This is a genomic window from Cupriavidus sp. UGS-1 (genome assembly GCF_021213615.1).
Taxonomy (GTDB): Bacteria; Pseudomonadota; Gammaproteobacteria; order Burkholderiales; family Burkholderiaceae; genus Cupriavidus.
The window spans coordinates 32,431-51,917 of the sequence record NZ_JAJQJF010000006.1 but is presented as its reverse complement, the minus strand read 5'-3'; the positions used below and the strand labels follow the sequence as shown (position 1 = coordinate 51,917).

Annotated in this window: 16 protein-coding genes; 8 read left to right on the top strand and 8 right to left on the bottom strand. The window is 69.3% G+C overall.

The features are described from left to right. Positions 1-25 precede the first annotated feature (25 nt). Complete coding sequence (gene modB, locus LRR16_RS10365) at positions 26-697, top strand: molybdate ABC transporter permease subunit (RefSeq protein ID WP_006579124.1); 672 nt, start codon at positions 26-28, stop codon at positions 695-697. Between the two features lie 92 nt (positions 698-789). Continuing rightward, positions 790-1,470, top strand: coding sequence for a sulfate/molybdate ABC transporter ATP-binding protein (locus LRR16_RS10360; protein ID WP_064575757.1), 681 nt, complete (start codon positions 790-792; stop codon positions 1,468-1,470). A gap of 184 nt (positions 1,471-1,654) precedes the next feature. On the opposite strand, the gene LRR16_RS10355 is transcribed toward LRR16_RS10360, so the two are convergent. Further along, positions 1,655-2,473, bottom strand: coding sequence for a TOBE domain-containing protein (locus LRR16_RS10355; RefSeq protein WP_064575755.1), 819 nt, complete (start codon positions 2,471-2,473; stop codon positions 1,655-1,657). Positions 2,474-2,656: 183 nt separating this feature from the next. Here LRR16_RS10355 and LRR16_RS10350 point away from each other — a divergent pair, with 183 nt between their 5' ends. From LRR16_RS10350 to LRR16_RS10335, 4 genes are all read left to right on the top strand, one after another. Next, entirely contained in the window at positions 2,657-3,793 is a 1,137-nt protein-coding gene (locus LRR16_RS10350; RefSeq protein ID WP_232205799.1) for an HPP family protein, read from the top strand. A 312-nt stretch (positions 3,794-4,105) separates the two neighbouring features. Further along, positions 4,106-4,801 (top strand): transglycosylase domain-containing protein, encoded by a 696-nt coding sequence (locus LRR16_RS10345; protein WP_006579194.1) that lies wholly within the window; start codon positions 4,106-4,108, stop codon positions 4,799-4,801. 152 nt (positions 4,802-4,953) lie between these two features. After that, complete coding sequence (locus tag LRR16_RS10340; protein ID WP_023264044.1) at positions 4,954-5,421, top strand: MgtC/SapB family protein; 468 nt, start codon at positions 4,954-4,956, stop codon at positions 5,419-5,421. Positions 5,422-5,453: 32 nt separating this feature from the next. Continuing rightward, positions 5,454-5,807 carry a HigA family addiction module antitoxin gene (locus LRR16_RS10335; protein WP_304524537.1) on the top strand — a complete coding sequence of 118 codons (354 nt, stop codon included), beginning with the start codon at positions 5,454-5,456 and terminating at the stop codon, positions 5,805-5,807. 56 nt (positions 5,808-5,863) lie between these two features. Here LRR16_RS10335 and LRR16_RS10330 read toward each other — a convergent pair whose 3' ends face one another. The 5 genes from LRR16_RS10330 to LRR16_RS10310 all read right to left on the bottom strand — a co-directional run bounded on the left by LRR16_RS10330 (position 5,864) and on the right by LRR16_RS10310 (position 12,194). After that, positions 5,864-6,085, bottom strand: coding sequence for a formate dehydrogenase subunit delta (locus LRR16_RS10330; protein WP_053822308.1), 222 nt, complete (start codon positions 6,083-6,085; stop codon positions 5,864-5,866). A gap of 2 nt (positions 6,086-6,087) precedes the next feature. After that, positions 6,088-6,894, bottom strand: coding sequence for a formate dehydrogenase accessory sulfurtransferase FdhD (gene fdhD / locus LRR16_RS10325; RefSeq protein WP_232205885.1), 807 nt, complete (start codon positions 6,892-6,894; stop codon positions 6,088-6,090). A gap of 103 nt (positions 6,895-6,997) precedes the next feature. Beyond that, entirely contained in the window at positions 6,998-9,880 is a 2,883-nt protein-coding gene (gene fdhF / locus LRR16_RS10320) for a formate dehydrogenase subunit alpha (RefSeq protein ID WP_232205798.1), read from the bottom strand. 116 nt (positions 9,881-9,996) lie between these two features. Beyond that, complete coding sequence (locus tag LRR16_RS10315; protein ID WP_232205797.1) at positions 9,997-11,571, bottom strand: NADH-quinone oxidoreductase subunit NuoF; 1,575 nt, start codon at positions 11,569-11,571, stop codon at positions 9,997-9,999. A 17-nt stretch (positions 11,572-11,588) separates the two neighbouring features. Further along, positions 11,589-12,194, bottom strand: a complete 606-nt coding sequence (locus LRR16_RS10310) for a formate dehydrogenase subunit gamma (protein WP_232205796.1) — start codon at positions 12,192-12,194, stop codon at positions 11,589-11,591. A 119-nt stretch (positions 12,195-12,313) separates the two neighbouring features. Between LRR16_RS10310 and LRR16_RS10305 the strand changes: the two genes are divergently transcribed. Beyond that, a complete protein-coding gene (locus LRR16_RS10305) occupies positions 12,314-13,405 on the top strand; it encodes a substrate-binding domain-containing protein (protein WP_064575743.1) in 1,092 nt (363 codons plus the stop codon). A gap of 39 nt (positions 13,406-13,444) precedes the next feature. Here LRR16_RS10305 and ppk2 read toward each other — a convergent pair whose 3' ends face one another. Beyond that, positions 13,445-14,374, bottom strand: coding sequence for a polyphosphate kinase 2 (gene ppk2 / locus LRR16_RS10300; RefSeq protein WP_232205795.1), 930 nt, complete (start codon positions 14,372-14,374; stop codon positions 13,445-13,447). Positions 14,375-14,539: 165 nt separating this feature from the next. After that, complete coding sequence (locus tag LRR16_RS10295) at positions 14,540-15,448, bottom strand: LysR substrate-binding domain-containing protein (protein WP_043438718.1); 909 nt, start codon at positions 15,446-15,448, stop codon at positions 14,540-14,542. 265 nt (positions 15,449-15,713) lie between these two features. Here LRR16_RS10295 and LRR16_RS10290 point away from each other — a divergent pair, with 265 nt between their 5' ends. Next, on the top strand, positions 15,714-19,346 hold the full coding sequence (locus LRR16_RS10290) for an indolepyruvate ferredoxin oxidoreductase family protein (protein WP_232205794.1): 3,633 nt from the start codon (positions 15,714-15,716) through the stop codon (positions 19,344-19,346). Positions 19,347-19,487: the final 141 nt, after the last annotated feature.

Here is a 19,487-nt window from a genome sequence, read left to right as displayed (position 1 = left end):
CGCCCGCCGTCCTTCGATGACACCGATGGAATCGGTCTGGGTCCCGCTGGCGCTGTCGCTGAAGGTGGCCGGCTGGGCCACCGCGATCAATGCGGTGCTCGGCGTTGCCGCCGCGGTGGCGCTGTCGCGCTGGCGCTCGCCGCTGCGCGATCTGGTCGACGCGGTGCTGACGCTGCCGCTGGTGTTGCCGCCGACCGTGCTCGGTTACTACCTGCTGGTGCTGGTCGGACGCCGCGGCGTGTTCGGCGAATGGCTGTCGTCGCTGGGCATCGAGCTGGTCTTCACCTGGCAGGGCGCGGTGCTGGCCGCGACCATCGTCGCCTTTCCGCTGGTGCTCAAGTCCGCCCGCGCGGCGATCGAGGGCGTCGATCCGCAGCTCGAGCATGCCGCGCGCGTGCTCGGCGTCAGCGAGGCCGGCATCGTGTTTCGCGTGACGCTGCCGCTGGCGGTGCGCGGCATCGCCGCCGGCGTGCTGCTGGCCTTCGCTCGCGCGCTGGGCGAGTTCGGCGCGACGCTGATGGTCGCGGGCAACCTGCCCGGCCGCACGCAGACGCTGTCGGTGGCAATCTACGAGGCGGTGCAGGCCGGCGACGACAATACCGCCAACCTGCTGGTGCTGGTCACCTCGCTGACCTGCGTGCTGCTGCTGGTGATCGCCGGCCGCCTGGTGCCGAGCACGCGGCAGCCGGTGCGCTGAATCGCCGAATGGACGACGCCATGCCAGTCCCGCTGCCTGCGCCCCCGGCTGTCAATCCTTCTGCGAGCCCGCCTGTCGCCGGTACGAACGCCATGACGCTGCAGGTCCAGGTCAGCAAGCGGCTCGATACCGCCGACCGGCATTTCGCGCTGGATATCGGCTTTTCGTCCGCCAGCCGCCGCATCGCGCTGTTCGGCCCGTCGGGCGCCGGCAAGACGCTGACGCTGCGCGCGATCGCCGGGCTGCTGCGGCCCGACCACGGACGCATCGTGCTCGGCGAGCGCACGCTGTTCGACGAAGCGGCGGGGATCGACGTGCGGCCGCAGCAGCGGCGCGTCGCCTATCTGTTCCAGGACTATGCGCTGTTTCCGCACCTGACTGTCGCGCAGAACGTGGCCTTCGGGCTGGCGCGCGGCTGGCGCAATCCGCCGCGCGGCAAGAGCCACGACGATGCGGAGCGCTGGCTCGACGCCTTCGGCCTGCAGGAGGTTCGCGGGCACTATCCGGCCGAGATTTCCGGGGGCCAGAAGCAGCGCGTGGCGCTGGCCCGGGCGCTGGCGACCCGGCCCGATATCGTGCTGCTCGACGAACCATTCTCGGCCCTCGACCCGGCGCTGCGCGCGCGCATGCGGGCCGAGCTGCGTGCGCTGCAGACCAGCCTGGAAGTGCCGATGCTGGTGATCTCGCACGATCCGGACGATGTCGCGGCGCTGGCGGACCATGTGATGGAGATCCGCGATGGGCGGATTTATGGGGCGGAGGCGGGACGATAGCGAGCCGGGTCAAATCGGCGTGCCCCGCGCTTGACCACGCCGCGCGGTGTTCTCCCTCTCCCCCTCACGGGGGAGAGGGTCGGGGAGAGGGGGTGGTTTCAAACCGCGACGGCATAACGTCCGCCCACTGCGCTCTCCCCCGCCCCTCTCCCGCAAGCGGGAGAGGGGAGCAAACCCGTGGACCTCAGTCCATCGTCCCCAGGATCACGCTCGACGCCTTGAAGATCGCCAGCGCCGGCGCGCCCTCGGCCAGGCCCAGCTCGTCGAGCCCGGCATGCGTGACGATCGCCGCGATGGTGGCGCCGCCATCGAGCGCCAGCACGACCTCGGCATTGACGGCCCCCGGCACGATGCGCGCCACCGTGCCCGGCAGCTGATTGCGCGCGGACAGCCGCAGGCCGGGCGACGGCACGCCGATCATCACCGATGAGGCCTTGACCAGCGCGAACGCCTCGCTGCCCGGCGCCAGGCCCAGCGTCTCGACGCTCTCGTGCGTGACCGTGGCAACCACCTGTTGCCCGCCGGCCAGCGCCAGCGTGATCTCATCGTTTACCGCGCCGGTCCGCACCCGGGTCACGGTGCCGAACAGCCGGTTTCGTGCACTGGTCTTGATCATCAGTCGCCGGATCAGATGGATATCGTGTTGCAGCGCGTCGGCGGCCGTCGCGTCGAGCTGCTCGCTGACGCGCGACAGCTGCGCGACGAAGGCGCGGTGCTCGGCCTCGAGCGCGCGATAGGTGCGCACCAGCCCTTCGCCGCGCGGCGTCAGCATCGTGCCGCCGCCGCCCTTGCCGCCGGCGGCGCGCACCACCAGCGGCTCGCCGGCGCTGTTGTTCATCGCGTCGACCGCGTCCCACGCCGCCTTGTAGCTGAGCCCGACCGCCTTGGCGGCCGCCGTGATCGAACCGTGTTCGGCGATCGCGGCGAGCAGCGCGATGCGGTCCTTGCCGCCGAGGTCCTGGCTGCCGGCGCGAAACCAGATCGCGCCCTGAAGTTCGAGCATGAGGCATGGCGCCGCCACAGGGCGGCGTATCGGTATCGGAACGGCGCTATGTTACCGCGCCGGCCCGCTCGCCCAAGCCCTGCCGCGGCGGGCCACCGGCAAGGTATGTCATCACGTGATACATTGACGGCTTTTTTGCGCGACGCTTTTTTTTGCTGCGTCGCGGCACGCGCTGGCGCCTTCATGTTCTCCCGATCCTCTCCCCTCCTTGCCCTGGCCGGCGAAATCCGCTTGCGCTGGCGCGGCTGGCTGGCCGCCTTCGTCCCGATGCCGGTGACGGCAAGCAGCCGCGAGCGGATCAAGAGCTGCCTCGGCGCGCTGTTCGCGCTGGCCTGCACCGAGTGGATCAGCCGGCATATGCTGGGCGGGCACAACCCCTGGTTCATCGCGCCGATGGGCGCCTCGGCGGTGCTGCTGTTCGCCGTGCCGTCGAGTCCGTTGGCGCAGCCTTGGTCGGTGATCGGCGGCAATCTGCTGGCGGCGTTGGTGGGCGTGACCTGCGCACGCTGGATTCCGGACCCGGGTCTGGCGGCCGCCGTCGCGGTCGCGGTGGCGATCGGCCTGATGTTCCATCTGCATTGCGTGCATCCGCCGGCCGGCGCGGTCGCCATCACCGCGGTGTTCGGCGGCCCGGCGGTCGCCAAGCTCGGCTATGCCTTCGTGCTGTTCCCGGTCGCGCTCAATTCGATGCTGATGCTGCTGATCGCGCTGTCGTTCAACAACCTGGCCGGGCGCCGCTATCCGCATCGGCCGCCGCCCCCGGTGCCGGGACATGGCACCAGCGATCCGCCTCCGGGCCAGCGCGTCGGCTTCACCCGTGCAGACCTTGACGAAGTGCTGGCCGCGCGCGGCGAATTCCTCGACGTCGACCGCGACGACCTCGAAGAGATCCTGGTCGCGGCCGAGCTGCGCGCGTTCGGACGCCGCTTCGGCGACATCCGCTGCGGCGACATCATGTCGCGCGATGTGGTGGCGGTCCACGCCGACCAGCGCCTCAGCGAGGCCTGGACCCTGCTGACCCGCCACCGGCTGCAGGCGCTGCCGGTGGTATCGCCGCGCCAGCGCCGGCTGGTCGGCCTGGTCGCGCTGCCGGACCTGTTCGCCGGCGACCCCGCCAAGGGTCAACGCCGTCCCGATGGCCTGGTGCGCGACGCGATGCTGACCGAGCTGCCGACCGCGCGCCCCGACCAGCCCATCGTCGAGCTGGCGGGCGCGATGTCCGACGGCGGCTGGCACCTGATGCCGGTGGTCGACGAGCAACGGCGACTGCTCGGGCTGATCACGCAGTCGGACCTGCTGGCCGCGTTGTTGAAGCGGTGACGGGGCGATCGGCAGCTGTGTGCCGTCTCCCCGGCCCTCTCCCCGGCCCTCTCCCGCAGGCGGGAGAGGAGAACACCACGGGCAAGCTCCACACGTCGTCGCTCCAATCCGCGACGACACGCTCCGCTCTCCTGCAAGCGGCAGAGGGAGAACACCACCGGCAAGCGGGCGCCACAGCGATTGCGGCATCCGCTCCCGTCTCCCGCTCGCGGGAGAGCGGCTGGGCGAGAGGGCAAACGGCGTGCCCCTCACCGATACGGCCCAATCCCGCCATCACGGCTCTGCCACCCAACACTGGCAAAATAGCGGCCCATGAATCGTCTCTGGTCGCACCTCCTCGGCTTGTTCGTCCTCGTGCTGGCAACCTGCGCGCTGCTGGCCACGCTCGCCGTGGTGGTCGCCGGCCGCCAGCTGCCACCGCTCGACGCCATCGCCGCGTTCCGCCATTCGGCCGGCTACGTGCCGCTGGACAGGATGCCGCCCGCGCTGACGCAGGCGGTGGTCGCCATCGAGGACGAACGCTTCTACGTGCATGACGGCATCGACTACGTCGGCGTGATCCGCGCGGGCCTGGCCAATCTGTCGGACGACCTGTCGCAGGGCGCGTCGACCATCACGATGCAGGTCGCGCGTAACTTCTTCCTGTCGCGTGAGAAGACCTATACCCGCAAGCTGTACGAGGCGCTGCTGGCCTACCGCATCGAGGGCGCGTTCAGCAAGGACGAGATCCTCGAGCTGTACATGAACAAGGTCTATCTCGGCGAAGGGGCGTACGGCTTCGCGCAGGCCGCGCGCACCTATTTCGGCAAGCCGCTGGCCGAGCTGACGCTGGCCGAGTCCGCGATGCTGGCCGGCCTGCCGAAGGCGCCGTCGGCCAACAACCCGGTCGTCAATCCCCGCCGCGCGCGCCAGCGGCAAGCCTATATCCTGCTGCGGATGCTGGAATTGGGCCGCATCGACCGGCACCAGTACGACGCCGCGCTGCTCGAACCGCTGCGGCTGCGTTAGCCCCCCATCGACAGGCCCCGTTCGGCCGGGCCATGTCAGTGCCGAACCGACTGCCCCGCCCCGCGTCTCCATGCTAGCCTGCAGGCAGCCGGGTTCCGCCTGCGCCGAACCCGCTCACCACGCCACGACGGCGGACTCTCGGGGAGGCAACGATGGATGGCATCTGGTCAGACATGCTGGGCGCGCTGCGGACGGAGTTCGCCGACATTCCCGACATCGAGGAAGCGACCCGGGTCGTGGTCCGGCTCGGCATGGCGATGCTGCTCGGCGCGATGATCGGCTACGAACGCGAAGCCGCCGGCAAGGCCGCCGGCTTGCGCACCCATATGCTGGTCGCGCTGGGCTCCGCGATGTTCGTGCTGGTGCCGCTGCAGGCCGGCGTGCCGCTGGCCGACATGAGCCGCGTACTGCAGGGCATCGCCTCGGGCATCGGCTTCCTCGGCGCCGGCGCCATCATCAAGCTCAATAGCGAGGAAAGCATCAAGGGCCTGACCACCGCCGCCAGCATCTGGATGGTGTCCGCCATCGGCGTCGCCGCCGGCATGGGCCGCGAAGCGACCGCGCTGCTCGCTACGATTTTTACGCTGGTGATTTTGGAGATTCTGCAGCGGATCAAGTAGTTCGTGCCTGCGCGCCGCCAAGACACACTACCATGCGGGCCATCGATCCGCGACCAGGCGAGGAGCGCGCTATGGCTCGTTTCCACAACGGCATGCGTCCGGTTCATCCGGGCGAGATCCTGCGCGAGGAGTATCTGGTGCCGCTCGATCTATCGATCGCGGAACTGGCGAAGGAATTGCATGTCGGCACCGCGCAGATCGACGCGATCGTCCGCGGCGATGCCGGCGTGGCCAGCGAGATCGCTCTGCGTTTGGCGCGCTATTTTGGTGGTGACGCCGAAACCTGGTTGAACCTTCAGCAGGCCTACGATCTCAAGACCGCCGAACAGCAGGTCGGCGACGCCATTCGCTCCGAAGTCGCGCCGCGCAAGGCCAAGGCGGCGTAGCGGCCTCGCGCTGGATCGGCTGACCGCAATCCCGGTGCACCGCGCGGGGCAACGCCTTACAGCCGCTCCCGATGCCGCTCCAGCGCCGCGCGCACGATTGGCGCGACCGCCTCCGCCTGGCCGTTGTCGACGCCCTCGAGCAAGGCTCGGCGCATCGGTGGTGCCCAGAAGCGGCGCAGGTGGGTGGCGATGTCCGCCAGCGCCTCGTCGCGGTCGGGCATCGCGGCGAAGAAGGTTCCGATCTGGTTGGCCATCTTGACCAGGTTGTCGAGGTTCATGATCAGCAGCGTGGCGGCAGCAGCCGCGCGGAATGGGTGTAGACGACATGGCGGCCGGGACGGACAAACCCGGCCAGCGTGACGCCGGCCTGTTCGGCCAGCCGGACCGCCATCGCGGTGGGTCCCGAGACGGCGGCCAGTATCCCGATGCCGGCGCTGGCGGCCTTGAGCACCATCTCGTAGCTGGCGCGGCTGGTGACCAGCGCCGCGCCGTCGGCGACCGGCTCGCCGCTGCGCGCCAGCGCGCCGATCAGCTTGTCGAGCGCGTTGTGGCGGCCGACGTCCTCGCGCACGAAGGCCACGGTGCCATCGGCGCGCAGCCAGCCGGCCGCGTGAGTCGCGCCGGTATGGCGCAGCAGCGCCTGGCGCTGCTGCAGCTCGGCAAAACCGGCATGCAGGCTCGCGCCATCGAAGCGCGCGGCGCTCGCGACCGGCGCCGGCATGCGCGCCACCTGCGACAGCGATTCGACGCCGCACAGCCCGCAGCCGGTGCGGCCCGTCATCGCGCGACGCCGCGTCTTCATCCGCGCGAAGGCATCGCCGGCAATGCGCAACTGCACCGCGACCCCTTGCTCGCCGACCTGCGTGTCGATCTCGAACACGTCGCGCGCGTTCGCGACGATGCCTTCGGTCAGGCTGAAGCCAACGGCGAAATCCTCGAGATCGGCCGGCGTGGCCAGCATCACCGCGTGCGAGATGCCGTTGTATTCGAGCGCGACAGGAACTTCTTCGGCGACATCGTCGAAGGCGAGCGCCATGTCGCCGCCCTCGCCTTCGCAGCGCGCGACCTCGACCGTGGCGTACGGCATCGGCGGATCGCCGTCGCGCTCGTATGGACAGGCCTCGTTTGGATCGGCCTCGTACCGATCGGCGCGATACGGACCGGACTCATCGCGCGCGACCACGCCGCGCTCACAGACCAGCATGGCCGGCCTCCGCCTTCTCGTCCTGCGCCACCGCATTCGCCGCCCGCAACAGCCGCAACTGCTCGTCATGGAAGTCCCGATAGCGCCGCTGCCATTCGGACGGCTGCGCGACCGGCAGCACCTGCACCGCGGTGACCTTGTATTCGGGGCAGTTGGTGGCCCAGTCCGAGTTGTCGGTGGTGATCACGTTGGCGCCCGACTCGGGGAAGTGGAACGTCGTGTAGACCACGCCCGGCTGCATGCGCTCGCTGACCAGCGCGCGCAGCACCGTCTCGCCGGCGCGGCTGACGATGCCGACCCAGTCGCCGTCGGCGATGCCGCGCTCCTGCGCATCGTGCGGATGGATCTCGAGCCGGTCCTCGTCGTGCCAGCGCACGTTGTCGGTGCGCCGCGTCTGCGCGCCGACGTTGTACTGCGACAGGATGCGGCCGGTGGTCAGGATCAGCGGGAAGCGCCGGTTGACCTTTTCCTCGGTCGGCACGAACTGCGTGATGATGAACTTGCCCTTGCCGCGCACGAAGGTGTCGACGTGCATGATCGGCGTGCCGGCCGGCGCCTGCGCATTGCACGGCCACTGGATGCTGCCGAGCTCGTCGAGCTTCGCGTAGCTGACGCCGGCGAACGTCGGCGTCAGCCGCGCGATCTCGTCCATGATCTCGGACGGATGGCGATAGTCCATCGGATAGCCGAGCGCGTTGGACAGTAGCATCGTGACCTCCCAGTCGGCATAGCCGGCCCTGGGCGGCATCACCTTGCGCACGCGGGAGATGCGGCGCTCGGCGTTGGTGAAGGTGCCGTCCTTCTCGAGGAAGGACGAGCCGGGCAGGAACACGTGCGCGTACTTGGCGGTCTCGTTCAGGAAAATGTCCTGCACCACGATGCATTCCATCGACGACAGCGCCTCGGCCACGTGCTGCGTGTTCGGATCGGACTGCACGATGTCCTCGCCCTGGCAGTACAGGCCCTTGAAGCTGCCGCCCAGCGCGGCCTCGAACATATTGGGAATGCGCAGGCCCGGCTCGGGGCTGATCTCGACGTTCCACGCCTGCTCGAACAGGCCGCGCGTGGTCGAATCGGAGACATGCCGGTAGCCCGGCAGCTCGTGCGGGAACGAGCCGATATCGCAGGACCCCTGCACATTGTTCTGCCCGCGCAGCGGATTGACGCCGACGCCCTCGCGGCCGATGTTGCCGGTCGCCATCGCCAGGTTGGCGATCGCCATCACCGCGGTCGAACCTTGCGCGTGCTCGGTGACGCCCAGCCCGTAATAGATCGCGGCATTGCCGCCGGTCGCGTACAGGCGCGCGGCGCCGCGCAGCTGCTCGGCCGGCACGCCGGTGACCTCGGCCATCGCCTCCGGCGAGTTCTCGGGCCGCGCGACGAACTCGCGCCACAGGCCGAACGCCCTCGACTCGCAACGCTCGGCGATGAAGTCCTCGGCCAGCAGCCCTTCGGTGACGATCACATGGGCCATCGCGGTCAGCACCGCGACATTGCTGCCGGGGCGCAGCTGCAGATGGTAGTCGGCACGCACGTGCGGCGACCGGACCAGATCGATGCGGCGCGGATCGATGACGATCAGGCGGGCGCCGGCGCGCAGCCGCTTCTTCAGCCGCGAGCCGAATACCGGATGGCCGTCGGTCGGATTGGCGCCGATCACCAGGATCACGTCCGAGCGCTCGACCGAACGGAAGGTCTGCGTGCCGGCCGACTCGCCGAGCGTCTGCTTCAGGCCGTAGCCGGTGGGCGAGTGGCAGACGCGCGCGCAGGTGTCGACGTTGTTGTTGCCGAAGGCCGCGCGCACCAGCTTCTGCACCAGATAGCCTTCCTCGTTGGTACAGCGCGACGACACGATGCCGCCGACCGCGTCGCGGCCATGCTTTTGCTGGATGCGGCGGAACTGCGCGGCGGCGTAGCCGATCGCCTCCTCCCACGACACCTCGCGCCACGGGTCCTGGATGCTGGCGCGGATCATCGGCTTCAGGATGCGGTCCTGGTGCGTGGCGTAGCCCCAGGCAAAGCGGCCCTTGACGCAGGCATGGCCCTCGTTGGCCTGGCCGCCCTTGTACGGCACCATGCGCACCACCTCGTTGCCCTTCATCTCGGCCTTGAAGGCGCAGCCGACGCCGCAGTAGGCACAGGTGGTCACCACGCTGTGCTCGGGCTGGCCCATGCGGATCAGCGAGGTCTCGGTCAGCGTCGCGGTCGGACAGGCCTGCACGCAGGCGCCGCACGACACGCAGTCCGACTCCATGAAGGACTCGCCCTGCCCCGCCGTCACGCGCGAATCGAAGCCGCGCCCGCTGATCGTCAGCGCGAAGGTGCCCTGCGTTTCCTCGCAGGCGCGCACGCAGCGGTTGCAGACGATGCATTTCGACGGGTCGTACTCGAAGTACGGGTTCGACTGGTCCTTGACCGCATCGAGATGGCTGGCGCCATCGTCGCCGTAGCGGACCTCGCGCAGCCCGACCGCGCCGGCCATGTCCTGCAGTTCGCAGTTGCCATTGGTCGGGCACGTCAGGCAATCGAGCGGATGGTCCGAGATATACAGCTCCATCACGCCGCGACGGATCTCGGCGAGCTTGCCGGTCTGCGTGCGCACCTTCATGCCCGGCTCGGCGGGCGTGGTGCATGACGCGGGATAGCCGCGCCGCCCCTCGATCTCGACCAGGCACAGCCGGCACGAGCCGAACGGCTCGAGGCTGTCGGTGGCGCACAGCTTGGGCACATGGACGCCGGCCTCGACCGCGGCGCGCATCACCGAGGTGCCGGCGGGCACGGTGACGGCGACGCCGTCGATTTCCAGCGTGACGATTTGTTCGGCCTCGCGCCGCGGCGTGCCGTAATCGATATCGTGGTGGGGGTGCAAGGTCGAACTCCGCAGGGTCGTGTATGGAGCGAGGCTTTTTCCTGTCGCCCCCGCGCAGGCGGGGGCCCAGTGTCTTCAAGCTGCAGCGATGCAAAGCAGTGCAGCTGCGTGCGTCTTCACGCGGCCCGCGCCGGCAGCGGCGGCAGGCCGAAGTCCTCGGGAAAGCCGTCGAGCGCCGACAGCACCGGATACGGCGTCATACCGCCCATCGCGCAAAGCGAGCCGTGCAGCATCGTGTCGCACAGATCGCGCACCAGCCGCAACTGCTGCGTGCGCCGGGCGGGATCGGGCTGGGCCATCAGCCTGTCGATGACCTCGACGCCGCGGGTCGAGCCGATCCGGCACGGCGTGCACTTGCCGCAGGACTCGACCGCGCAGAATTCCATCGCATAGCGCGCCTGCCGCGCCATGTCGACGGTGTCGTCGAAGGCAACGATGCCGCCGTGGCCGACCACGCCGCCGAACGCGGCATAGGCCTCGTAGTCGAGCGGTACGTCCCAGCGCGCTTCGTTCAGATAGGCGCCAAGCGGACCGCCGACCTGTACCGCGCGCAATGGCCGGCCGCTGCGCGCGCCGCCGCCGTAGTCGTACAGCAGCTCGCGCAGCGTGACGCCGAACGCCTTCTCGACCAGGCCGCCGCGCGCGATATTGCCGGCCAGCTGGAACGGCAGCGTGCCGCGCGAGCGGCCCATGCCGAAATCGCGATAATGCTGCGCGCCCTCGGCCAGGATCACCGGCACGGTCGCCAGCGAGATCACGTTGTTGATGATGGTGGGACGGCCGAACAGGCCCTGGATCGCCGGCAACGGCGGCTTGGCGCGCACCATGCCGCGGCGCCCTTCCAGGCTTTCGAGCAGCGCGGTTTCCTCGCCGCAGACATAGGCGCCCGCGCCCTTGCGCAGCTCCAGCGCAAAACGGCGGCCGCTGCCGCGGATATCGTCGCCCAGCCAGCCCGCCGAGGTGGCGATGGCGATCGCACGTTCGAGCACCGCGATCGCGTGCGGATATTCCGAACGCACGTAGACGTAGCCCTGTTCGGCACCGACCGCAAGCCCGCCAATCGTCATGCCCTCGATCAGCATGAACGGATCGCCCTCCATCACCATGCGGTCGGAGAACGTGCCCGAGTCGCCCTCGTCGGCATTGCAGACCACGTATTTGACGTCGCTGTCCGCCTTCAGCACCGTGTTCCACTTGATGCCGGTTGGAAAGGCCGCGCCGCCGCGGCCGCGCAGGCCCGACTCGGTGACCTCGTGCACGATATCGGCGCCGCCCATCGCCAGCGCACGCGTCAGGCCGCGATAGCCGCCGTGCGCGAGATAGTCGTCGAGCGACAGCGGATCGGTGATGCCCATGCGGGCGAACGTCAGCCGCTCCTGCTCGCGCAGGAACGGAATCGATTCGGTCATGCCGTGACACAACGGATGGTTGCCGCCGCGCAGCAAGCCGGCATCGAACAGCGCGGGCACGTCGGCGGCGCTGACCGGGCCGTAGGCGATGCGCCCGGCCGGCGTCTGTACCTCGACCAGCGGTTCGAGCCAGAACATCCCGCGCGAGCCGTTGCGCACGATGCGTACAGCGTCGCCGCGTGCCGCGGCTTCGCTGGCGATCGCGCGCGCCACCGCTTCGGCGCCCATGGCGAGCGCGGTCGAGTCGCGCGGGACGAACACCGTCACGGGTGCGGCGGCCATTGGGTTGCGTGTCGCGCTCATCGGCTCACCTCGTTGTGGGACATGGGGGCGGTCCCGTCTTGCAGCACATCGCCATCCCTGACGTCGTCGTGCCGCGCATCGCGCTGCCGCAGCGCGGTCAGCAAGGCGTCGAGCCGCGCCGGTGTCACGCCGCCATGCAGTTCGGTGCCGGCCATCAGCGCCGGTCCCACCGCGCACTGGCCCAGGCAATAGACCGGCTCGAGCGTGACCGCGCCATCGGCGCTGGTCTGGTGCCAGCCGCAGCCGAGTTCGCGCTGCGCGTGCTCGGCCAGCGCATCGGCGCCGACCGCCTGGCAGGCCTCGGCGCGGCACAGCTGCAGCACGTGCCGTCCCGCGGGCCGGTCGCGGAAATGGTGGTAGAAGCTGATCACGCCGTGGACTTCGGCGCGGGACAGGTTCAACGCCTGCGCGATCACGGGCACCGCATCCGGGGGGACGAAGCCGAGGGCGTCCTGGACGTCGTGCAGGATCGGCAGCAAGGCGCCGGGCTGGTGCTGGCGGGCGCGCAGGATCGCCGCGATGCGCGGCGCGCCATCGGCGTCCGGCGCCTTCGAAGCCGTGCTGCCGGACGGCTTGCCTTCCAAATAGGCTATTTTTTGCATATTGTCGGGACTCCATCCCGGCCGCCTCGCGCGCCCATCGGCGCCGAATTCCCGGGTTTTTTGCCATGCCGGGACTATAGGCAGCGTGCACGCGAGCGGCAATATGCTATTTTTAGCCTATGTTGAGAATTGCCATCCAGCCGCACCTGCAGGTGCGCGACGACAGCAACGGGGCCGCGCCACTCGATGTCTCGCGGCTGGTGACGCTGCTTGCCCAGATCGAACGCACCGGCAGCATCCGCCAATCGTGCGAGGCGATCGGGCTGTCGTACCGCTATGCCTGGGGTCTGCTCGAAGATGCGCAGTCGCTGTTCGGCGGCCCGTTGATCGACAAGCGCCGCGGCCGCGGCAGCGTGCTGACGCCGCTGTCGCAGCAGCTGGTCTGGGCCAGCAAGCGCATCGGCGCACGGCTGTCGCCGACGCTGGAGAGCCTCGCATCGGAACTGGAGATCGAACTGAAGAAGGTGCTCGACGCCTCGGTCAGCGCGCTGCGGCTGCACGCCAGCCACGGCTTCGCGGTCGCCGCGCTGCGGGACTTTCTCGACGAGCACAAGGTCCGCCATGACCTGAAGTACTGCGGCAGCCTGGAAGCGGTGGCGGCGCTGGCCGCCGGCGACTGCGATATCGCGGGCTTTCATGTGCCGATCGGCGAGTTCGAGGCGGAGACGTTCGAGCGCTTCGCGCTCTGGCTGCACCCCGAGCGGCATTGCCTGATCCATCTGGCGGTGCGCACGCAGGGGCTGTTCGTCGCGCGCGGCAATCCGAAGGCGATCACGCGGCTGGACGACCTGCTGCGGCCCGACGTGCGCTTTGTCAACCGCCAGGTCGGTTCGGGCACCCGCCTGCTGCTCGACCTGATCCTGCGCGCGCGCGGCATCGACCCCGCGCGGATCGACGGCTACAGCAACGGCGAATTCACCCATGCCGCGGTGGCCGCGTATATCGGCAGCGGCATGGCCGACGTCGGCTTCGGCGTCGAAACGGCGGCGCGCCGCTTCGGACTCGACTTCGTGCCGGTGCTCAAGGAACGCTATTTCTTCGCGATCGAACGCGAACGGCTGCGCAGTCCGATGCTGGCCGATGCGGTGGCCGCGCTGACCAGCGGCGGCTTTCGCGAACGGGTCGATGCGCTGCCCGGCTACGACGCGACGCTGACCGGCACCGTGCTGACGCTGCCGCAGGCCTTTCCCGGGCTGCAGCGTCCGCGCTAGCGATCGAGCCGCCGGTCAAGCCGGCGCCCGACCCAGCGCTCAACCCAGCGAACCGTAGACCTGCGGCACCCACATCTCGTCGGGCACCGGCTGGCGTGCGTAGCCCTGGCTGCGCTGGCGCTCGGGCAGCACGATTTCCGGCTGCTCGATCTCGCGATAGGGAATCAGCGTCAGCAGATGGTGGATGCAGTTCAGCCGCGCGACCTTCTTGTCGTCGGCATGCACGACCCACCAGCGCGCCTCGGGGATATGCGTGCGCGCCAGCATGATTTCCTTGGCCTTGGTATAGGCCTCCCAGCGGCGGCGCGATTCGAGGTCCATCGGGCTGAGCTTCCACTGCTTCAGCGGATCGTGAATGCGCGACAGGAAGCGCAACTCCTGTTCCTCGTCCGAAATCGAGAACCAGTACTTGATCAACCGGATGCCCGAGCGCACCAGCATCTTCTCGAACTCAGGCACGGAGCGGAAGAACTCCTCGTACTGGTCGTCGGTGCAGAAGCCCATCACGCGCTCGACGCCCGCGCGGTTGTACCAGCTGCGATCGAACAGCACGATCTCGCCGGCCGCCGGCAGATGCGAGACATAGCGCTGGAAGTACCACTGGGTGCGTTCGCGGTCGTTCGGCGCGGGCAGCGCGGCGACGCGGCACACGCGCGGATTGAGCCGCTGCGTGATGCGCTTGATCACGCCACCCTTGCCGGCGGCATCGCGACCCTCGAACACGATGACGATCTTCTGGCCGGTGGCGACCACCCAGCTCTGCAGCTTGACCAGCTCGCCCTGCAGGCGGAACAGCTCGCTGAAATAGTGCCGGCGCGATTCCCGGTCGACCGCGCCGCCGGGCAGCGAGTCCGAGTTCAGCAGCGCCTGCGCGTCGCCGTCCTCGAGCGCGAGCTCGAATTCCTCATCGTAGTGGTCCGCCACCTCGCGGTGGATGCGGCGTACCAGTTCTTCTTCGCTCGGGGTCATCTCACGCTCCTTCACGCTGCTACACGCTTCACGACGCTGCGCCAACACGCCAGCCGGACCTCGCCCGTGGCCGGGCGGCTCGCCAGCGTAGCTTGCCGGTATGTCAGTGCCGTGAAAAGCCAGCGCCGTGAAGTCACCGGGATCAACGCGCGGCACGAAGCGACATCACGGCGTTCCACAAGCGTAGACCAGAAAGTCCCGCAGAAGCTGCGCCGGCTCGCTCAGCGGCTCGTCGCGGCGCCAGATCAGGCCGACCTCCATGTCGGGCACGGCGTCGGCCAGCGGCCTGGCCTCGATCTCCTTGCCTTCCAGCGACCACGGCCGGAACACCATGTCCGACAGCACCGTGACGCCGAAGCCGTGCGCCACCAGCCCGCGCAGCGCCTCCATCGACGTGGTGCGGAACGCGATGTCGGGCGACAGCCGTTTGCCCTTCCAGTAGCGCAGCGTCGAGGTCTCGCCCTCGTCGACGGTCAGCAGGATGTACGGGTGGGCGGCCACCTCCTTCAGCGTCGGCGCGCCGCCCTGCATCAGCGGATGGCCCGGCGCGGCCCACAGCTGCCGGCGCGAGCGGATCAGCGTGCGGTGCGCGAAGCGCTGCGGGCGCGCGACGTTCGACAGCAGCACCACGCCGAGCTCGATCTCGCCGGACAAGACCGCCTCCTCGATCTCGACGCGGTCGAGGTCGCGCAGGTCGAAGACGATGTCCGGATAGTGCGAGCGAAAGCGCGCCAGCAAGGCCGGCAGCAGATAGCCCAGCACCGTGTAAGAAGCGGCGAACGACACCGTTCCCTGCTGGCTGGGGCCCTGCAGAGACGGTTCGCGCAGCATGTCCTCGACCGAATCGAGAATGCCCGCGACCCGCTGCAGCAGCCGGTGCCCTTCGGCGGTCAGCGCGACACCGTGCGGCAGCCGGTCGAACAGCCGCACGGCCAGGCGCTGCTCCAACGCCAGCACCGCATTGGTGATGGCGGACTGCGACACGTGCTCGCGCGTGGCCGCCATCGAGAACTGGCCGGTCTCGGCGGCAGCCTGGAAATAGCGCAGCTGCCGCAGCGTGATGTCGCGCGCCAGCGGCGCCGGACGCGTCTTGGCGTCGCGGGACGCACCGCCGGTCACGGCGGTCGGAAGCGAGGGAGAGGGGGGTCGGGCAGCCATGCGATTTCCAAATATCAGCACTCTGAATTTGTGATTTTACGATAGCGAAGCGCTTTCCTACACTCGTTTGGCATACCAGAACGCGCAGATCCGCAGATCGAATGCGCGCACCGAACCGCATACCAACGATACCGCCCGGCCTTGCCGGCGAGATATCGCCATCAGCCGGAGACACCCCCCCATGAACAGCCCGCTCTCGCCCGCGCAGCAACAGGCCCTCGCCGACGCGCTGGCCAACGTCAGCCTCGACGACAAGTACACCGTGGAGAAAGGCCGCGTCTATCTGAGCGGCACCCAGGCGCTGGTGCGCCTGCCGATGCTGCAGAAAGCGCGCGACCGCGCCGCCGGGCTCAATACCGCCGGCTATGTGTCCGGTTACCGCGGCTCGCCGCTGGGCGGGCTCGACCAGGCGCTGTGGCAGGCCAAGACCCATCTGGCGGGCAGCGACGTGGTGTTCCAGCCCGGGCTGAACGAAGACCTGGCGGCCACCGCGGTCTGGGGCACGCAGCAGGTCAACCTGTTCCCCGGTGCGCAGCGCGACGGCGTGTTCTCGATGTGGTACGGCAAGGGCCCGGGCGTCGACCGCTCGATCGATGTGCTCAAGCACGCCAACTCCGCCGGCTCCGCGCCCCATGGCGGCGTGCTGCTGCTGGCCGGCGACGACCACGCCGCCAAGTCCTCGTCGGTCGCACACCAGTCCGAGCACGTGCTGATCGCCGCCGGCATTCCGGTGCTGTACCCGTCCACCGTGCAGGAATACCTCGACTACGGCCTGCACGGTTGGGCGATGAGCCGCTATTCGGGGCTGTGGGTGGCGATGAAGTGCGTCACCGACGTGGTCGAGTCGAGTGCCTCGGTCGACATCGATCCGGACCGCGTCCAGGTCGTGCTGCCGCAGGACTTCACGATGCCCGAGGGCGGGCTCAATATCCGCTGGCCCGATCCGCCGCTGGCGCAGGAGGCACGGCTGCTGGACCACAAGTGGTACGCGGCGCTGGCCTATGTGCGCGCCAACAGGCTGAACCGCGTGGTCGTCGATTCGCCGCGGGCGCGCTTCGGCATCATGACCGCCGGCAAGGCCTATCTCGATGTGCGGCAGGCGCTGGCCGACCTGGGCCTGGACGACGATACCTGCACGCGTATCGGCATCCGCGTGATGAAGGTCGGCTGCGTGTGGCCGCTCGACGCGCAGGACGCGCGCGAGTTCGCCACCGGCCTCGACGAGATCCTGGTGGTCGAGGAAAAGCGGCAGATCCTCGAATACGCGTTGAAGGAAGAGCTGTACAACTGGCGCGACGACGTGCGCCCGCGCGTGTTCGGCAAGTTCGACGAACGCGACAACGAGGGCGGCGAATGGTCGGTGCCGCGCGGCAGCTGGCTTTTGCCCGCGCACTACGAACTGTCGCCGGCGATCATCGCCAAGGCGATCGCGCGCCGGCTCGACAAGGCCGATCTGCCCGACGACGTGCGCGCGCGCATCGCCGCGCGCGTCGCGCTGATCGAGGCCAAGGAACGCGACGCGGCCCGTCCGCGGCTGTCGGTCGAGCGCAAGCCGTGGTTCTGCTCGGGCTGCCCGCACAACACGTCGACGCGCGTGCCCGAGGGCTCGCGCGCGCTGGCCGGCATCGGCTGCCACTACATGGCGATGTGGATGGACCGCAATACCGACACCTTCAGCCAGATGGGCGGCGAAGGCGTGGCGTGGACCGGCCAGATGCACTTCACCGATGAAAAGCACGTGTTCGTCAATCTGGGCGACGGCACCTACTTCCATTCGGGCCTGCTGGCGATCCGCGCGGCGATCGCGGCGAAGGCCAATATCACCTACAAGGTGCTGTTCAACGACGCGGTGGCGATGACCGGCGGCCAGCCGGTCGACGGCGTGCTGACCGTGCCGCGCATCGCGCATCAGGTGCTGGCCGAAGGCGCGCGCGAGATCGTCGTCGTCACCGACGAACCCGACAAGTACGCCGGCGGCGGCGGGCTGCCAGTCGGCATCGCCGTGCATCACCGCGACCAGCTCGACGACGTGCAGCGGCACCTGCGCGACACGCCGGGCGTCACCGTGCTGATCTACGACCAGACCTGCGCGACCGAGAAGCGCCGCCGGCGCAAGCGCGGCGACTATCCCGATCCGGCGCGGCGCGCCTTCATCCACGACGCGGTCTGCGAAGGCTGCGGCGACTGCTCGGTGCAGTCGAACTGCCTGTCGGTCGAACCGCTGGAAACCGAGCTCGGCACCAAGCGCAAGATCAACCAGTCGTCGTGCAACAAGGACTTCTCGTGCCTGAACGGCTTCTGTCCGAGCTTCGTGACGGCCGAGGGTGCGCAGGTGCGCAAGCCCGCGGCCGCCGGAACGCCGGGTGGAAAATCGGACGCGATCGATCTGGACGCCCTGCCCTTGCCGACGCTGCCGGCGCTGGAACGGGCCTACGGCATCGTCGTGACCGGCGTCGGCGGCACCGGCGTGGTGACGGTCGGCGGCATCCTCGGCATGGCCGCGCATCTCGAAGGCAAGGGCGTCACGGTGCTCGACATGGCAGGCCTCGCGCAGAAGGGCGGCGCGGTGCTCAGCCACGTGCAGATCGCCGCGACGCCGCAAGCGCTGCATGCCACGCGCGTCGCCACCGGCGAGGCGCGGCTGGTGATCGGTTGCGATGCGATCGTGTCGGCCTCGGCCGAGGTGCTGTCCAAGGTCCGGCGCGACGTGACCGCCGCGGCCATCAACAGCGCACGCACGCCGACCGCCGAGCTGATCACCAACCCGAAATGGCGCTTTCCCGGCGCGTCGGCCGAGCAGGACCTGCGCGACAACGTCGGCGAGGCGTGCGCCTTCCTCGATGCGAACGCATGGGCCGTCAGGCTGCTGGGCGACGCGATCTTTGCCAACCCGCTGCTGCTGGGCTTCGCGTGGCAGCGCGGCTGGGTGCCGCTGTCGCTGGCGGCGCTGACGCGCGCGATCACGCTGAACGGCGTCGCGGTGCAGAAGAACCTGCTGGCGTTTGCCTGGGGCCGTGCGCTGGCGCATCGCGGCGAGACGGCGGTACGCGCGGCGCTCGATGGCATGAGTCCGGCTTCACGCCCGAATGGGGCCGCATCGACACAGGTGCTGCCGCTCCCGCAGACGCTTGACCGCCTGATCCAGGACCGCGCCGCGCTGCTGCGCGCCTACCAGAACGACGCCTATGCCGCGCGCTATCTGGCCGCGGTCGACAAGGTGCGGCAAGCCGAGCTGGCGCTCGGTGCCGACCGCAAGCTGCCGCTGACCGAGGCGGTCGCGCGCAACCTGGCCAAGCTGATGGCCTACAAGGACGAATACGAGGTCGCGCGGCTGTACGCCGATCCAGCCTTCCTCGACAAGCTGCGCGCGCAGTTCGACGGCGAGCCCGGCCGCGACTACCAGCTGAACTTCTGGCTGGCGCCGCCGCTGCTGTCCCGCGAGACGCGCAACGGCCGGCCGCTCAAGCGCCCCACCAAGCGCCGCTTCGGCCCGCGCACGATGACGCTGTTCCGGCTGCTCGCCAGGCTGAAAGGACTGCGCGGCACGCCGCTCGATCCGTTCGGCCGCACGGCGGAACGCCGCGAGGAACGGCGGCTGGTGGACGAGTATCTGGCGATGGTCGAAGAGTTCGCGCGCAGCCTGGATGCCGATCGTTTCGACACCGCCCTGGCCCTTGCCAACCTGCCCGACGATATCCGCGGCTTCGGGCCGGTCAAGGAAGCGAGCATGCGCAAGGCGGCCGAGCGCCGGGCCGAGCTGGTGGCGCGTTATCGCGGTGGCGTTGTTGCCGACGGCCAGCGCGTGGCGGCCTGATGCGGATGCCCTGAGGCCCAGGATGGTCGTTCCCGCGAACGCGGGAACCCAGCGTCTTTCAACGCCACTGGGTCCCCGCCTTCGCGGGGACGACCGTGTTTGTCGGCGATGGGAAGCGGCCTGTTACGCCGCGCGCCGCGG

Bases quoted from the DNA above. Each gene is read 5' to 3' on its own strand.
- LRR16_RS10330 (WP_053822308.1), bottom strand. From the start codon at position 6,085: ATGAACCTCGACAACCTGGTCAAGATGGCCAACCAGATCGGAACCTTC.
- LRR16_RS10340 (WP_023264044.1), top strand. From the start codon at position 4,954: ATGGATGGCATCTGGTCAGACATGCTGGGCGCGCTGCGGACGGAGTTC.
- LRR16_RS10310 (WP_232205796.1), bottom strand. From the start codon at position 12,194: ATGCAAAAAATAGCCTATTTGGAAGGCAAGCCGTCCGGCAGCACGGCT.
- ppk2 (WP_232205795.1), bottom strand. From the start codon at position 14,374: ATGACCCCGAGCGAAGAAGAACTGGTACGCCGCATCCACCGCGAGGTG.
- LRR16_RS10315 (WP_232205797.1), bottom strand. From the start codon at position 11,571: ATGGCCGCCGCACCCGTGACGGTGTTCGTCCCGCGCGACTCGACCGCG.
- fdhD (WP_232205885.1), bottom strand. From the start codon at position 6,894: ATGCCGTACGCCACGGTCGAGGTCGCGCGCTGCGAAGGCGAGGGCGGC.
- LRR16_RS10290 (WP_232205794.1), top strand. From the start codon at position 15,714: ATGAACAGCCCGCTCTCGCCCGCGCAGCAACAGGCCCTCGCCGACGCG.
- LRR16_RS10305 (WP_064575743.1), top strand. From the start codon at position 12,314: ATGTTGAGAATTGCCATCCAGCCGCACCTGCAGGTGCGCGACGACAGC.
- LRR16_RS10360 (WP_064575757.1), top strand. From the start codon at position 790: ATGACGCTGCAGGTCCAGGTCAGCAAGCGGCTCGATACCGCCGACCGG.
- LRR16_RS10355 (WP_064575755.1), bottom strand. From the start codon at position 2,473: ATGCTCGAACTTCAGGGCGCGATCTGGTTTCGCGCCGGCAGCCAGGAC.
- LRR16_RS10335 (WP_304524537.1), top strand. From the start codon at position 5,454: ATGCGGGCCATCGATCCGCGACCAGGCGAGGAGCGCGCTATGGCTCGT.
- LRR16_RS10345 (WP_006579194.1), top strand. From the start codon at position 4,106: ATGAATCGTCTCTGGTCGCACCTCCTCGGCTTGTTCGTCCTCGTGCTG.
- LRR16_RS10350 (WP_232205799.1), top strand. From the start codon at position 2,657: ATGTTCTCCCGATCCTCTCCCCTCCTTGCCCTGGCCGGCGAAATCCGC.
- modB (WP_006579124.1), top strand. From the start codon at position 26: ATGGAATCGGTCTGGGTCCCGCTGGCGCTGTCGCTGAAGGTGGCCGGC.